Origin of the sequence: Cupriavidus sp. MP-37 (genome assembly GCF_020618415.1) — a bacterium.
In the GTDB taxonomy this organism is placed as follows: domain Bacteria; phylum Pseudomonadota; class Gammaproteobacteria; order Burkholderiales; family Burkholderiaceae; genus Cupriavidus.
In genome coordinates this window covers 1,016,201-1,029,881 of the sequence record NZ_CP085345.1, presented here as the reverse complement: position 1 = coordinate 1,029,881, position 13,681 = coordinate 1,016,201, and the positions used below count along the sequence as shown (strand labels likewise).

Genomic DNA, 13,681 nt, shown 5'->3' with positions numbered 1-13,681 from the left:
GGAGATCCCAGTCATGACCTTGCCAGCTACCGAAGCCATCGAATTCGGCCCCAACGCCGAAGTGCTCTACCAGGTCGCGGACGGCATTGCCACCGTGACCATGAACCGGCCGCAGTTCCACAACGCGCAGAACTCGAAGATGACGTATGCGCTGGACGAGGCCTACCGGCGCGCGGCCGCCGATGACGCGGTCAAGGTGATCGTGCTGCGCGGCGCCGGCAAGCATTTCTCGGCCGGGCACGACATCGGTACGCCGGGGCGCGACATCAACGAGTCGTTCGAGCGTGCCTCGCTCTGGTATGACCACGTCAACAAGCCCGGCGGCGAGTTTCTCTATGCGCGCGAGCAGGAGGTCTACCTGGGCATGTGCCGGCGCTGGCGCGAGCTGCCCAAGCCGATCATCGCCATGGTGCACGGCGCCTGCATCGCCGGCGGCCTGATGCTGGCCTGGGTGTGCGACCTGATCGTGGCCTCCGACGATGCCTTCTTTGCCGATCCGGTGGTGCGCATGGGGATTCCCGGCGTCGAGTACTTCGCCCATGCCTACGAGCTGCATCCCCGCATCGCCAAGGAATTCCTGTTCCTGGGCGAGCGCATGGGGGCCGAGCGCGCCGAGCGCATGGGCATGGTCAACCGCGTAGTGCCGCGCGACGCGCTCGAGGACACCGTCTACGGCATGGCCGCCAAGGTGGCGCAGATGCCGCGCCTGGGCCTGACGCTGACCAAGCAGGCGGTCAACCATGTGGAAGACCTGCAGGGCAAGCGCAGCGCGATGGATGCGGTCTTTGCCTGGCACCACTTTGCCCACGCGCACAACGAGCTGATCAGCGGCGACAAGCTGGGCGGCTACGACGCGCGCGCGATGGCGGCGTCGCAGCGTACCGGCGGCGAGGACAGGGCATGAGCAACGCGAGCCTGCACACCGTGCTGTGCGACCTGCTCGGCTGCCGCTATCCGATCGTGCAGACGGCGATGGGATGGGTCGCCGACGCGAAGCTGGTCGCCGCCAGCGGCAATGCCGGGGCCTTCGGCTTCCTGGCCGGCGCGACCATTCCGCCCGGCGAGGTCGAACAGGAGATCCTGCGCGTCAAGGCGCTTAGCGACCGGCCGTTCGGCATCAACTTCCATATGTTCCAGCCCAACGCCGACGAAGTCATCGAGATGGCGATCCGCCACCGGCTGCGCGCGGTCAGCTACGGGCGCGGGCCGGACGCGAAGATGGTCGGCCGGCTCAAGGCGGCTGGCGTGGTCTGCATGCCGACCGTGGGCGCAGCCAAGCATGCCGCCAAGGCCGTGGAGATGGGCGCGGACGTGGTCACCGTGCAGGGCGGCGAGGGCGGCGGCCATACCGGCGCCACGCCAACCACGCTGCTGCTGCCGCAGGTGCTGGACAGTGTCAGCGTGCCGGTGGTGGCCGCGGGCGGCTTCTTCGATGGCCGCGGGCTGGCCGCGGCGCTGGCCTACGGCGCCGCCGGCGTGGCCATGGGCACGCGTTTCCTGATGTCGGCCGAGTCGCCGGTGCCGGCGCAGACGCTGGAGCGCTACGTCAAGGTGCGCGAGCCGGGACAGATCCGCGTCTCGCTGGCGATCGACGGGTTGCCGCAGCGGATGATCGACAACGACCTGCTGGTCGGACTGGAACAGGCCGGCCCGTTGCGGCGTACCTGGCTGGCGCTGGCGGCCGCGCGCAAATGGCAGGCGCGTACCGGCATGCGCAGCACGCAACTGCTGGCAACGGCCTGGCGCGCGATGCGCGAACAGGACTACAGCGCCGCGCAAACGCTGATGGCCGCCAACGCGCCGGTGCTGATCCAGCGCGCGATGGTGGAGGGGTGCCCGGATGAAGGGGTGTTGCCGAGCGGGCAGGCTGCGGCGGCGATTGGGGCGATCGAGTCGTGCGAGGAGATCGTGGCGGGCATGGTCACGCAGGCGCAAGCGCAGCTGCAGGCGCTGGCATCACGGCAAGCTGCACTTCGTTGATGCGCCCGGCCCTCACCCCGGCCCTCTCCCGCGAGCGGGAGAGGGAGTACCCAAGCGGGATCGAACAGGACAGAGGGCATTGCAAATACCGCCGGTTTGCTCCCCTCTCCCGCTTGCGGGAGAGGGGCGGGGGTGAGGGCCAGCGTTTCCATCGCAGCGAGCCCTAATAGAGCCGACCCAACCCATAAACAATCATGACAAGCCATTCCACCATGCAACCGACCACCCACCCCTTCCGCATCGACACCGCCAACGGCATCGCCGAGCTGGTGATCGATCACCCCCCCGTCAACGCGCTCGACAACGCTGGCTGGCACGCGCTGGCCGGGGCCATCGACCGCCTCGGTAGCGACCCGGCGGTGCGCGTGATCGTGCTGCGCGGCGAAGGCCGCGGCTTCTGCGCCGGCGTCGATATCAAGGAGCTGGCCGCGCACCCGGAGCGCATCGTCGACGTCAACGCGGGCAACTACGCCACCTTCCGCGCGGTGCACCGCAATCCCAAGCCGGTCATCGTCGCCGTGCACGGCTTCGTGCTGGGCGGCGGCATCGGCATCTGCGGCGCGGCCGACATCATCGTCGCGTCGGAGTGCGCCCGCTTTGGCGTGCCCGAGATCGACCGCGGCGCGATGGGTGGCGGCGCGCACCTGCAGCGCATGTTTGGCGTGCAAAAGGTCCGGGCGATGTACTTCACCGGCGAGATGATCGAAGCCGCCGAAGCCTATCGCCTGGGCGCGGTCGAGCGCGTGGTGCCGCGCAGCGAACTGCGCGATGCCGCCATGGCGCTGGCGCGCCAGATCGCGGCCAAGAGCCCGGCCATGCTGCGGCTGGCCAAGGAAGCGCTCAACGGCGTGGAAGACGGCAACCTGGAAGACAAGTACCGCTGGGAGCAGGGCTTCACGCTGCAGGCGTATATGAGCGCCGATTCCGGCGAGGCGCGCGCCGCGTTCGTCGAAGGCCGGGAAGCCTCCTTCGCACAAGGAGCACGCGATGCAGCTTGAATACACCGACGCCCAGCGCGCGTTCCGCGCCGAGGTGCGCGACTGGATGGCCGCGCACGTGCCGCGCACGCCGCTGGAAAGCTTCGATACGGAAGCGGGCTTTGCCCAGCACCGCGCCTGGGAAGCCACGCTCAACCAGGGCCGCTGGAGCATGGTCACGTGGCCGGCCGAACTGGGCGGGCGCGGTTGCGACCTGATCGAATGGCTGATCTTCGAGGAAGAGTACTGGCGTGCTGGCGCACCGATGCGCGTCAACCAGAACGGCATCTTCCTGCTCGGCCCCACGCTGATGGAGTTCGGCACGGCGGCGCAAAAGGCGCGTTTTCTGCCGCGCATGGCCGCCGGCGAGCATATCTGGGCGCAGGGCTGGTCCGAGCCCAACGCCGGCTCCGACATGGCCGCGATCCGCTGCAGTGCGATCCGCGACGGCGATGACTATGTGATCAACGGCCAGAAGATCTGGTCGACGCGCGCGGTGTGGGCCGACTGGCTGTTCGGGCTGTTCCGCACCGACCCGGCGTCGACGCGCCATCACGGGCTGACCTTCGTGCTGGTGCCGCTGAATACACCCGGCATCACCGTGCGCCCGATCCGCCAGCTCAACGGCCAGACCGGCTTTGCCGAGATCTTCTTCGACGACGTGCGCGTGCCGGTGGGAAACCGCCTGGCCGCCGAAGGCGCCGGCTGGCAGGTGGCGATGGCCACCGCCGGCTTCGAGCGTGGCTTGATGCTGCGCTCGCCGGCCCGCTTCCAGGAAACCGCGCGCGCGCTGGTGCGGCTGTACCAGGCCAACCGCGAGGCGGCGGACCGCGACCCGTCGCTGCGCGACGCGGTGCTGCGCGCGTGGATGGATGCGGAGGCCTACACGCTGTCGACCTACGCCACCGCCAGCCGGCTGGTCAAGGGCGGCCACATCGGCGCGGAATCGAGCACCAACAAGGTGTTCTGGTCCGAGCTGGACATCCATATGCACGATACCGCGCTGGCCATCCTGGGGCAGGCCGCCGAAGTCGCGCCCGCCGGCCAGCCGCCGGGCTCGCTCGGACATTGGCTGGATGGCTTCCTGTTCGCGCAGGCCGGGCCGATCTACGCCGGCACCAACGAGATCCAGCGCAACATCGTCGCCGAGCGCCTGCTCGGCATGCCGCGCGCATGACGGCACCCGGGGAATACACATGGATTTCGCATTGACCGAAGAGCAGGAACAGTTTGCCGAGGCGATCCGGCGCTTCCTGATGACCGAGATGACGCCGGAGCTGACGCGCGAGCTGTGGAGCACCGAGAGCGGGCGCTCCGACGCCTTGTGGCGCCAGCTTGCCGCGCAAGGCCTGACCGCGCTGATGGTGCCGCACGAGCAGGGCGGGATGGGACTGGGCGAGGTGGAATGGGCGCCGCTGGCGCAGGCATGCGGCTACTTTGCGTTGCCTGAGCCGTTGCTCGACACCGCGCTGGTGGCGGCCGGCCTGCTGCGCGATGCACTGGACGCTGCGCCGCACGCGTCGGCGCGCGCGCGCTGCGCCGCGCTGCTGGAGCGCATCGCCGCCGGCGACGCGCGCATCGCGGTCGCCCATCCGCAGGAGCGGCTGGTGGTCGACGCCCATGTCGCCGATGCCATCCTGTGCGCGCACGCGGGCGCCGTACACCTGCTGCGCCCGGACCAGGCCACGCTGACGGCCCGCACCGGCCTCGACCCTTCGCGCCGGCTGTTCGAACTGGCGTGGACGCCGGCGCGCGACACCGAGCTGGTCGCCTGCGGCAACGGCTTGTGGGAGGCCGCGCTGAACCGCGGTGCGCTCGGCGTAGCGGCACAGCAGCTGGGCCTGACCCAGCGCATGCTCGACCTGGCGATCGACTACAGCGCGCAGCGCAAGCAGTTCGGTAAGGCCATCGGCGCCTACCAGGCGGTCAAGCACCTGCTGGCCGACGTGGCGATCCAGCTGGAGTTTTCCAAGCCGGTGCTGCTGCGCGCCGCCGCCGCAATAGCACATAACTTGCCGCATGCGGGGCTGCATGTCTCGCATGCCCGCGTCGCCGCCGCGCGTTGCGCATGGAGCGCGGCGCGGCAGGCGATCCAGGTGCATGGCGCGATGGGCTACACCTGGGAGCTGGACCTGCAGATCTTCACCAAGCGCGCCTGGGCCCTAGCCGGAAGCTGGGGCGACCGCGCCTTCCACAAGGCACGCCTGGGCGCGCACATCCTGGACGGCGAGCATCCGATCGGCGCCGGCGCCACCTTTGCCTGAATGGGCCGATCCCAAGGAGAACCAAGACCATGAACAACGCCTATATCGTTGATGCCCTGCGCACGCCCACCGGGCGCCGCAAGGGTGGACTGTCGCACCTGCACGGCGCCGACCTGGGCGGCTTCGTGCTGGCCGAGCTGGTGCGGCGCAACGGCATTCCCGCCGAGGACTATGACGACGTGGTGTTCGGCTGCGTCGACACCATCGGCCCGCTGGCCGGCAATATCGCGCGCAGCGCCTGGCTGGCCGCGGGCCTGCCGCTGACGGTGCCGGGCGTGACGGTGGACCGCCAGTGCGGCTCGTCGCAGCAGGCCGTGCACTTCGCCGCGCAGGCGGTGATGAGCGGCACGCAGGACGTGGTGGTCGCCGGCGGCGTGCAGACCATGACGCAGATCCCGATCTCGTCGGCGATGCTGGCCGGGCAGGCGCTGGGCTTTGCCGATCCGTTCTCGGGCAGCAAGGGCTGGCAGGCGCGCTTCGGCGCTGCGCCGGTATCGCAGTTCCACGCCGCGCAGCGCATTGCCGAGCACTGGCAGCTGTCGCGCGAGGCCATGGAAGCCTATGCGCTGGAGAGCCACCGGCGCGCAGCCGCGGCGATCGAGGACGGCCGCTTTGCACGCGAGATCGTGCCGTGCGAGGGCGTGAAGCACGACGAAACCCCGCGCCCCGATACCACGCTGGCCAGGATGGCCGCACTCGAACCGCTGATGCCGGGCAGTTCGCTGACCGCTGCCGTGTCCAGCCAGACCGCCGATGCCGCCGCCGCGCTGCTGATCGTTTCCGAAGACGCGCTCAAGCGCTACGGACTCACGCCGCGCGCGCGCATCGCGCATATGAGCGTGCTGGGCGACGACCCGCTGTGGATGCTGACCGCGCCGATTCCGGCAACGAAGCGCGCGCTGGAGCGCAGCGGGCTGCGCCTGGGCGATATCGACGTGGTGGAGATCAACGAAGCCTTCGCTTCGGTGGCGATGGCCTGGCTGGCCGAGACCGGCTATGCACCCGAGCGCACCAACCCCAATGGCGGCGCCATCGCGCTGGGCCACCCGCTGGGGGCCACCGGCGCGCGCCTGATGACCACGCTGCTGCATGAACTGGAACGCACCGGTGGCCGCTACGGCCTGCAGACCATGTGCGAAGGCGGCGGGCTGGCCAACGTCACCATCATCGAACGGTTGTAAGCAGTCTGGGAAGCGATTTTGTCGTCGTTCCCGCGCAGGCGGGAACCCAGTGACTTTTGCCCCGCTGGGGCGCTGAAAGACGCTGGATTCCCGCCTGCGCGGGAATGACGGTGCCAATTTCTGTGTTGGGGCAAGGAGTACGAATATGGGTATCTGCGACGGACGCACCGTCATCATCACCGGCGCCGGCGGCGGGCTGGGCCGCGCCTATGCGCTGGCCTTCGGCGCCGAGGGCGCCAACGTGGTCGTCAACGACATCCGGCGCGATGCGGCCGAGTCCGTTTGCGCGGAGATCCGCGCCGCCGGCGGCAGCGCGCTGGCCAGCGATGACGACATCACCACGCTGGCCACCGCGCAGCGCATCGTCGATGCCGCGGTCGCGGCCTACGGCGAGATCCACGTGCTGGTCAACAACGCCGGCATCTGCCGCGACCGCATGTTCGTCAGCCTGACCGAGTCGGACTGGGACGAGGTCATGCGCGTGCACCTGCGCGGCCATTTCTGCCTGGCCAACCTGCTGGCACGGCGCTGGCGGGATGCAGCCAAGGCGGGCCGCGCGGTCGACGCGCGCATCATCAACACCAGCTCCGGCGCGGGCCTGCAAGGCTCGGTCGGCCAGTCCAACTATGCCGCCGCCAAGGCCGGCATTGCTGCGCTGACGCTGGTGCAGGCCGCGGAACTGGGCCGCTACGGCATCACCGCCAATGCTCTCGCGCCGGCTGCTCGCACCGGCATGACCGCAGACGTGTTCGCCGACATGATGAAGGCGCCGGAAGGCGGCTTCGACTACTACGACCCGGCCAACGTCGCCCCGCTGGTGGTGTGGCTGGGCAGCGCCGGCTCCGCGCAGGTCAACGGGCGCATGTTTGAGGCGGCCGGCGGCATGGTGTCGGTGGCCGACGGCTGGCGCACCGGCCCCAAGGCCGACAAGGGCGGGCGCTGGCAGCCCGCGGAAATCGGCGCGGCAGTGGCGGGGCTGCTGGCACAGGCGCAGCCGCCCCAGGCGGTGTACGGCAGCTGAGCGCGACGGCCATGGATTTTTCCCTCTCAGTCGAACTCCAGATGGTCCGCGACAGCGCGCGCGACTACCTCGCCACGCACAGCGATTCGGCGGCGGTCCGGCGCGTGACCGAGGCCGGTCCGGCGCACGACGACGCGCTGTGGCGCGCCATCGCGGGCGAACTGGGCTGGTGCGGCATCGCGCTGCCCGAAGCCGTCGGTGGCGCCGCCCTGGGCGCGCCCGGGCTGGCGCTGCTGCAGGAGCAACTGGGCCAGCGGCTGGCGTGCGTGCCGTTCTGGTCGACGGCATGCGTGGTGGCGCCGTGGCTGCAAGGCAGCGTCGGCCACAGCGGACCGTGGCTGGAGCGGCTGGCCGCGGGCGAATGCCGCGCCGCGGCGGTGTTGCCGGACGACGGCGGCTGGCACTACGACGGTGTCCTGATCACTGCGCGGGCCGGGGCGGACGGCTTCGTGCTGCGTGGCAGCGCCGCCCAGGTGGCCGATGCCGCCGGGGCCGACTGGCTGCTGGTGCCGGCGCGGGTCGATGACGGCGAGCCGGCGCTGTTCCTGCTGGAGCCCACGGCGTTGGCGCGGGATGCGCGCTTCGTGCTGGCGCCGCTCGACACACTCGACCGCACGCGGCCGTTGGCGTCGCTGCGGCTCGACGGCCTGGCCGTTGCCGCAAGCGCCTGCGTGGCCCGTGGGGAAGCCGCGGCGCAGGGCCTGGCCCAGGCCTGGTGGCACGGCAAGCTGATGCTCGCCGCGGAGCAACTGGGCGCCGCCCAGCAGTGCCTGGACCTGACCGTTGCCTATGCCGCGGAGCGGATCCAGTTTGGCCGCGCCATCGCGTCGTTCCAGGCGGTCAAGCATCGCTGCGCGCAAATGATGGTGCTGGTCGAGGCGGCGCGCTCGGCCGTGTATGGCGCGGCCCAGGCGTGGGAGGCGGCGGCTGTCGCCGACGCGCGGCTCGAGATCTGCGCTGCCGCCGTCGCGGCCGACGACGCCCTGCGCTTCTGCGCGCAGGAAGCCATCCAGTTGCATGGCGGGGCCGGCTTCACCTGGGAATACGACCCGCAACTCTATCTCAAGCGCGCGCAGGCCGCCGGCCAGTGGCTGGGCGGTGTTGCTGCGGCGCTTGCCTACATTGCCGCCAACGGCCCGCAGGCATGGAGGACAGCATGAAAGCGAATGACGAGTCGGCATTCCGCGCCGAGGTGGCGGGGTGGCTGGCCGGGAACCTGGCCGGCGAATTCGAATGCCTGAAGCACCGCGGCGGCCCCGGCGACGAAGAGGCCTATCCCGAGCTGCGCAAGGCGTGGGAGCGGCGGCTGGCCGAAGGCGGCTGGACCGGGCTGGGCTGGCCGCGCGCGCATGGCGGGCGCGAGCTGCCGGTGATGCAGCAGGTGATCTTCCACGAGGAGTACGCGCGCGCCGGCGGCCCGGGCCGCATGGGGCATATCGGCGAGGGGCTGATCGGCCCGACCCTGATCGCATTCGGCACCGAGGACCAGAAGGCGCGGCTGCTGCCCGGCATCCGCAACGGCACCACGTTCTGGTGCCAGGGCTATTCCGAACCCGGCGCGGGCTCGGACCTGGCCAACGTGCGCACGCGCGCGCTGCGCGATGCCGCCAGCGGCGACTGGCTGGTCAGCGGGCAGAAGGTCTGGACCTCGCTGGCGCACGAATCCGACTGGATCTTTGTGCTGGCGCGCTGCGAGCCCGGCTCGTGCGGCAGCAAGGGACTGATCTTCCTGATGCTGCCGCTGGACCAGCCCGGCATCGAAATCCGCCCGATCCGCCAGATGGGGGGCGGTGCGGAGTTCAACGAGGTCTTCTTCGACGGCGCGCGCGCCGCGGCCGCCGACGTGCTGGGCGCGCCGGGCGACGGCTGGCGCATTGCCATGGCGCTGCTCGGCTTCGAGCGCGGCATCTCCACGCTGGGCCAGCAGATGCAGTTCACGCATGAGCTGGAATGGGTGGCGCAGGCCGCGCGCGACAACGGCAGCCACCGCGACGCGCTGGTGCGCCAGCGCATCGCGCGCGCCTGGGCCGGCCTGCGCGTGATGCGCGCCAACGCCTTGCGCATGCTGGCCGGCGCCGCGCAGGCCGGCCACGACGGCGGCACCGCGTTGCAGCGCGAGGCGCTGATCTACAAGTACTACTGGTCCAACTGGCACCGCGACCTGGGGCAACTGGCGCTCGACGTGCTGGGCCCGCTCGCCAACGTGCTGGATCCCGCCGACACGCGCCGCAGGCGGCTGCAGCAGATGGCGCTGTTCTCGCGCGCCGACACCATCTACGCCGGCACCAACGAAATCCAGCTCAACATCATCGCCGAACGCGGGCTGGGCATGCCGCGCGAGGCCCGAGGACAGCCATGACCCTTCACGCAGAAATCCCCAGCGCCCCGGCCTATGTGCCGGGCCATCAACTGCTTGCCGACAAGAGTGTGCTGATTACCGCCGCCGCGGGCGCCGGCATCGGCTTTGCCGCCGCGCGCCGCTGCGCCGAGGAGGGCTGCCGCGCGCTGATGATTTCCGATATCCATCCCAAGCGGCTGGACGAGGCGGTTGAGCGCCTGCGCGCGGAAACCGGCCTGCGGTCCATCCATGGCCAGCTGTGCGATGTGTCCGACGAAGCGCAGGTGCGCGCACTCGTCGCCGCTGCCGAGGAAACGCTCGGCGGCACCGACGTGCTGATCAACAACGCCGGCCTGGGCGGCTCGCGCCGCCTAGTTGATATGGACGATGCCGAGTGGTCGCGCGTGATCGATATTTCCCTCACCGGCGCCTTCCGCATGACGCGCGCGATGCTGCCGCACATGCAGTCGCGCCGCCGCGGCGCCATCGTCAACAACGCCTCGGTGCTGGGCTGGCGGGCGCAGAAGGAACAGGCGCACTACGCCGCGGCCAAGGCCGGGGTGATGGCGCTGACGCGCTGCAGCGCGATGGAAGCCGCCGAGTTTGGCGTGCGCATCAACGCGGTGGCACCGAGCATTGCGCTGCATGACTTCCTGAAGAAGTCGGCGCCGGCGGACCTGCTGCGGCAACTGAGCGAGCGCGAGGCGTTCGGGCGCGCGGCGGAGGTATGGGAGGTGGCCAATGTGATGGTGTTTCTGGCCAGTGATTATGCGTCGTATATGACGGGGGAAGTGTTGCCGGTTAGCAGCCAGCGGGCTTGAGGGGCATTCGCGATGCGGTCAACCCCTGAGGGTTTGCTCCCCTCTCACGCTTGCGGGAGAGGGGCGGGGGTGAGGGCGGGCGTTGGCCAAAGCGACGCGCGTCACTTCGTCGATGCTCCGGCCCTCACCCCCACCCCTCTCCCACGTTGTGGGAGAGGGGAGCCTTCGCGAAGGGCGCTGGCTGCGTTCGTCGCTGGAATCGGCAATCCGTTCTGACCGGGAAGCACAGTTGGTACTCGAATCAATGCTGGAACCACATATGCCAAGAATCTTCCGTTCCGCCGAAGACATCCACGCCGCTGTCGGCCACCACCTCGGCGCCAGCGCCTGGACCCAAATCACCCAGGACCAGGTCAACCAGTTTGCCCACGCCACCGGCGACCACCAATGGCTGCACGTCGACCCCGAACGCGCCGCGCAGGGCCCCTACGGCGCCTGCATCGCGCACGGCTACCTGACGCTGGCGCTGGTCAACCAGTTCCTGCCCGAGCTGGTCGCGGTCGAAGGCATGAAGTTCGGCGTCAACTACGGCTGCGACAAGGTGCGTTTCCCGGCGCCGGTGCGCGTCGGTGCACGCGTGCGCGGCGTGGGAGAAGTGGTGCGCGCCGAGACCCTGGATGGCGGCGTGCAGTCGGTGGTGCGCATGACCGTCGAGATCGAAGGCGAGCCCAAGCCCGCCTGCGTGGCTGAAACCATCAGCCGCTACTACTTCTGAACAGGAACACACAGCATGAAAGACGCAGTCATCGTCGCGGTCGCGCGCACCCCCATCGGCAAGGCCTTCCGCGGCGCCTTCAACGATACCGAAGCTCCGGTGCTGGGCGGCCACGTGGTGCGCGCGGTGGTGGAGCGCGCCGGCGTGGATCCGGCCGAGGTCGACGATGTGCTGATCGGCGCGGCCGCGCAGCAGGGCACCCAGGGCTATAACCTGGGCCGCCTGTGTGCGGTGGCGGCGGGCCTGCCCGACAGCGTGCCTGGCATGACCATGGACCGCATGTGCGGCTCCGGGCTGATGACGATCGCGGCGGGCGCGCGCGCCATTCAATGCGGCGAGGCCGACATCATCGTCGCCGGCGGCGCGGAGTCGATCTCGCTGACGCAGAACAAGCACAAGAACAGCTACCGGGCCCAGTCCGAAGCGGTGCTGGCGCGCCAGCCCGCCGCCTACATGGCCATGATCGAAACCGCCGAGGTGGTGGCGCGCCGCTATGGCATCAGCCGCGCCGAGCAGGACGCCTACGCCTGGCGCAGCCAGCAGCGCACCGCCGAGGCGCAGCGGCGCGGCGCCTTCGATGACGAGATCGTGCCGCTGGAAACACGCCGCGCGCTGTTCGACAAGGCCGGCGCGCTGACCGGGCACGAGACCGTGCGGCTGGCTCGGGATGAATGCAACCGGCCCGACACCACGGCTGCCAGCCTGGAGGCGCTCAAGCCGGTCTGGAGCGGCGGGCAGGCCGTCGCCGCGGGCGAGCACATCACCGCCGGCAATGCGTCGCAGCTGTCCGACGGCGCCGCCGCGGTGCTGCTGATGAGCGCCGACGAAGCCCGCCGCCGCGGCCTGCGTCCGCTGGGGCGCTATCGCGGCATGGCGGTGGCCGGCTGCGCGCCGGACGAGATGGGCATTGGCCCGGTGTTCGCGGTGCCGAAACTGCTGGCGCGCCACGGCATGACGGTGGCGGATGTGGGGCTGTGGGAGCTGAACGAGGCCTTTGCCTGCCAGGTGCTGTATTGCCAGCAGCAGCTGGGCATTGCCGATGCGCGGCTGAACGTCAACGGCGGCGCCATCTCGATCGGCCATCCGTTCGGCATGTCGGGCGCGCGCATGACGGCGCATGCGCTGATCGAAGGGCGCCGCCGCGGGGTGCAGCAGGCGGTGGTGACGATGTGCATTGGTGGGGGGATGGGGGCGGCGGCGTTGTTTGACGTATTGCCATAAGCAGAGGTAGCGCTGCCTGTTTTCTCCCCTCTCCCATGCCAGTGGGAGAGGGGCTGGGGGTGAGGGCCAGAGCATCCACGAAGTCACGGGCGTCAGCATTGCGAGCGCTGGCCCTCACCCCGCCCCTCTCCCGCACGCGGGAGAGGGGAGCAAACAATCACAAGGCCACGTGCCATCACTCCAAAACGGAGGAGACATCATGAAACGACTGATCGGCATCGCCATGTCGCTGGCCGTGCTGGCCACCGCGGTGTGGGCCTTCGCGCCGCGTCCGCTGCCGCCGTTCCCGGCCACCGCGCTGCGTCCGGACGGCCTGCAGGTCAACGGCATCGCCCGCGCCGGCGAGCGCCTGGTCGCCGTCGGCGAGCGCGGCAAGATCCTGTTCAGCGATGACCGGGGCCGTAGCTGGCGCCCGGCAACGGTGGACCAGCCGCAAGGCGCCACGCTGACGCAGGTGGCCTTTGCCGACAGCCGGCTGGGCATCGCGGTCGGGCACAGCGGTCAGATCCTGCGCACCGAAGACGGCGGCGCGCACTGGCAGCAGGTGGTCTTCGATCCTGAATCGTCCGATCCCCTGCTCGGAGCGCTGGCGCAGGCCAGCGGACCGTGGTTCGCGGTGGGTAGCTTCGGCCGTTTCCTGGTGTCGCGCGACCAGGGCCGGCATTGGGAAGAGGCCGGCGGCAAGGCCATGCAGGACCGCCACCTCAACGCCATCGCCGGCGACGGGCAGGGGCGGCTGATGCTGGTTGGCGAGGCCGGGCTGGTGCTGCGCTCGACCGACGGCGGCAGCCAGTGGGAGCCGGTCAGGACCCCTTATGAAGGCTCGCTGTACGGCGTGCTGCCGCTGCGCGACGGCGCCTGGCTGGCCTACGGCATGCGCGGCAACGCCCTGCGCAGCGAAGACTTCGGCACCACCTGGCGGGCGGCCGAGACTGGTCTCCGAACCTCGTTCTTCGGCGGCGCCGAGCTGCCCGATGGCCGCATCGTGCTGGCCGGGCAGGGCGGCGTACTGGTGATGTCCGCCGACGGCGGGCGCCGCTTCACCGTGCTGCCGGCGGGCAGCCCGCAGACCCTGGCCGCGCTGGCCGCCACCGGCAACGACACGCTGGCGCTAGGCGGCAATGGCGGCCTCGCCGGCGCCACGCTAGCCGCCAATCACTGAA

13 protein-coding genes are annotated in these 13,681 nt (G+C 70.3%); all 13 read left to right on the top strand.

Annotated features, from left to right (window positions below):
* Positions 1 to 13: 13 nt before the first annotated feature.
* The 13 genes from LIN44_RS21160 (at position 14) to LIN44_RS21100 (ending at position 13,680) form a co-directional block, all read left to right on the top strand.
* Complete coding sequence (locus LIN44_RS21160; RefSeq protein ID WP_227316196.1) at positions 14 to 904, top strand: enoyl-CoA hydratase; 891 nt, start codon at positions 14 to 16, stop codon at positions 902 to 904.
* A complete protein-coding gene (locus tag LIN44_RS21155; protein ID WP_227316195.1) occupies positions 901 to 1,980 on the top strand; it encodes a nitronate monooxygenase family protein in 1,080 nt (359 codons plus the stop codon). The genes LIN44_RS21160 and LIN44_RS21155 overlap by 4 nt, the downstream gene beginning before the upstream one ends.
* Before the next feature lie 212 nt (positions 1,981 to 2,192).
* Entirely contained in the window at positions 2,193 to 2,978 is a 786-nt protein-coding gene (locus tag LIN44_RS21150; protein ID WP_227316194.1) for an enoyl-CoA hydratase family protein, read from the top strand.
* Complete coding sequence (locus tag LIN44_RS21145; protein WP_227316193.1) at positions 2,968 to 4,134, top strand: acyl-CoA dehydrogenase family protein; 1,167 nt, start codon at positions 2,968 to 2,970, stop codon at positions 4,132 to 4,134. Before LIN44_RS21150 ends, LIN44_RS21145 begins: the two co-directional genes overlap by 11 nt.
* Before the next feature lie 19 nt (positions 4,135 to 4,153).
* Complete coding sequence (locus LIN44_RS21140; RefSeq protein WP_227316192.1) at positions 4,154 to 5,221, top strand: acyl-CoA dehydrogenase family protein; 1,068 nt, start codon at positions 4,154 to 4,156, stop codon at positions 5,219 to 5,221.
* Positions 5,222 to 5,250: 29 nt separating this feature from the next.
* Positions 5,251 to 6,402, top strand: a complete 1,152-nt coding sequence (locus LIN44_RS21135) for an acetyl-CoA C-acetyltransferase (protein ID WP_227316191.1) — start codon at positions 5,251 to 5,253, stop codon at positions 6,400 to 6,402.
* Positions 6,403 to 6,547: 145 nt separating this feature from the next.
* Positions 6,548 to 7,423 carry an SDR family oxidoreductase gene (locus tag LIN44_RS21130; RefSeq protein ID WP_227316190.1) on the top strand — a complete coding sequence of 292 codons (876 nt, stop codon included), beginning with the start codon at positions 6,548 to 6,550 and terminating at the stop codon, positions 7,421 to 7,423.
* 11 nt (positions 7,424 to 7,434) lie between these two features.
* Positions 7,435 to 8,583, top strand: a complete 1,149-nt coding sequence (locus tag LIN44_RS21125; RefSeq protein ID WP_227316189.1) for an acyl-CoA dehydrogenase family protein — start codon at positions 7,435 to 7,437, stop codon at positions 8,581 to 8,583.
* Entirely contained in the window at positions 8,580 to 9,782 is a 1,203-nt protein-coding gene (locus tag LIN44_RS21120; protein WP_227316188.1) for an acyl-CoA dehydrogenase family protein, read from the top strand. Before LIN44_RS21125 ends, LIN44_RS21120 begins: the two co-directional genes overlap by 4 nt.
* Positions 9,779 to 10,582 (top strand): SDR family oxidoreductase, encoded by an 804-nt coding sequence (locus tag LIN44_RS21115; RefSeq protein ID WP_227316187.1) that lies wholly within the window; start codon positions 9,779 to 9,781, stop codon positions 10,580 to 10,582. The genes LIN44_RS21120 and LIN44_RS21115 overlap by 4 nt, the downstream gene beginning before the upstream one ends.
* Before the next feature lie 259 nt (positions 10,583 to 10,841).
* Positions 10,842 to 11,297: a MaoC family dehydratase gene (locus LIN44_RS21110; protein ID WP_227316186.1), complete on the top strand. Its 456-nt coding sequence runs from the start codon at positions 10,842 to 10,844 to the stop codon at positions 11,295 to 11,297.
* 15 nt (positions 11,298 to 11,312) lie between these two features.
* Entirely contained in the window at positions 11,313 to 12,518 is a 1,206-nt protein-coding gene (locus tag LIN44_RS21105) for an acetyl-CoA C-acyltransferase (RefSeq protein WP_227316185.1), read from the top strand.
* 199 nt (positions 12,519 to 12,717) lie between these two features.
* A complete protein-coding gene (locus tag LIN44_RS21100; protein WP_227316184.1) occupies positions 12,718 to 13,680 on the top strand; it encodes a YCF48-related protein in 963 nt (320 codons plus the stop codon).
* Position 13,681: the final 1 nt, after the last annotated feature.

What these genes read in the sequence shown, in the direction of transcription:
- LIN44_RS21160 (WP_227316196.1), top strand. Translation starts at nt 14, where the DNA reads ATGACCTTGCCAGCTACCGAAGCCATCGAATTCGGCCCCAACGCCGAA.
- LIN44_RS21155 (WP_227316195.1), top strand. Translation starts at nt 901, where the DNA reads ATGAGCAACGCGAGCCTGCACACCGTGCTGTGCGACCTGCTCGGCTGC.
- LIN44_RS21150 (WP_227316194.1), top strand. Translation starts at nt 2,193, where the DNA reads ATGCAACCGACCACCCACCCCTTCCGCATCGACACCGCCAACGGCATC.
- LIN44_RS21145 (WP_227316193.1), top strand. Translation starts at nt 2,968, where the DNA reads ATGCAGCTTGAATACACCGACGCCCAGCGCGCGTTCCGCGCCGAGGTG.
- LIN44_RS21140 (WP_227316192.1), top strand. Translation starts at nt 4,154, where the DNA reads ATGGATTTCGCATTGACCGAAGAGCAGGAACAGTTTGCCGAGGCGATC.
- LIN44_RS21135 (WP_227316191.1), top strand. Translation starts at nt 5,251, where the DNA reads ATGAACAACGCCTATATCGTTGATGCCCTGCGCACGCCCACCGGGCGC.
- LIN44_RS21130 (WP_227316190.1), top strand. Translation starts at nt 6,548, where the DNA reads ATGGGTATCTGCGACGGACGCACCGTCATCATCACCGGCGCCGGCGGC.
- LIN44_RS21125 (WP_227316189.1), top strand. Translation starts at nt 7,435, where the DNA reads ATGGATTTTTCCCTCTCAGTCGAACTCCAGATGGTCCGCGACAGCGCG.
- LIN44_RS21120 (WP_227316188.1), top strand. Translation starts at nt 8,580, where the DNA reads ATGAAAGCGAATGACGAGTCGGCATTCCGCGCCGAGGTGGCGGGGTGG.
- LIN44_RS21115 (WP_227316187.1), top strand. Translation starts at nt 9,779, where the DNA reads ATGACCCTTCACGCAGAAATCCCCAGCGCCCCGGCCTATGTGCCGGGC.
- LIN44_RS21110 (WP_227316186.1), top strand. Translation starts at nt 10,842, where the DNA reads ATGCCAAGAATCTTCCGTTCCGCCGAAGACATCCACGCCGCTGTCGGC.
- LIN44_RS21105 (WP_227316185.1), top strand. Translation starts at nt 11,313, where the DNA reads ATGAAAGACGCAGTCATCGTCGCGGTCGCGCGCACCCCCATCGGCAAG.
- LIN44_RS21100 (WP_227316184.1), top strand. Translation starts at nt 12,718, where the DNA reads ATGAAACGACTGATCGGCATCGCCATGTCGCTGGCCGTGCTGGCCACC.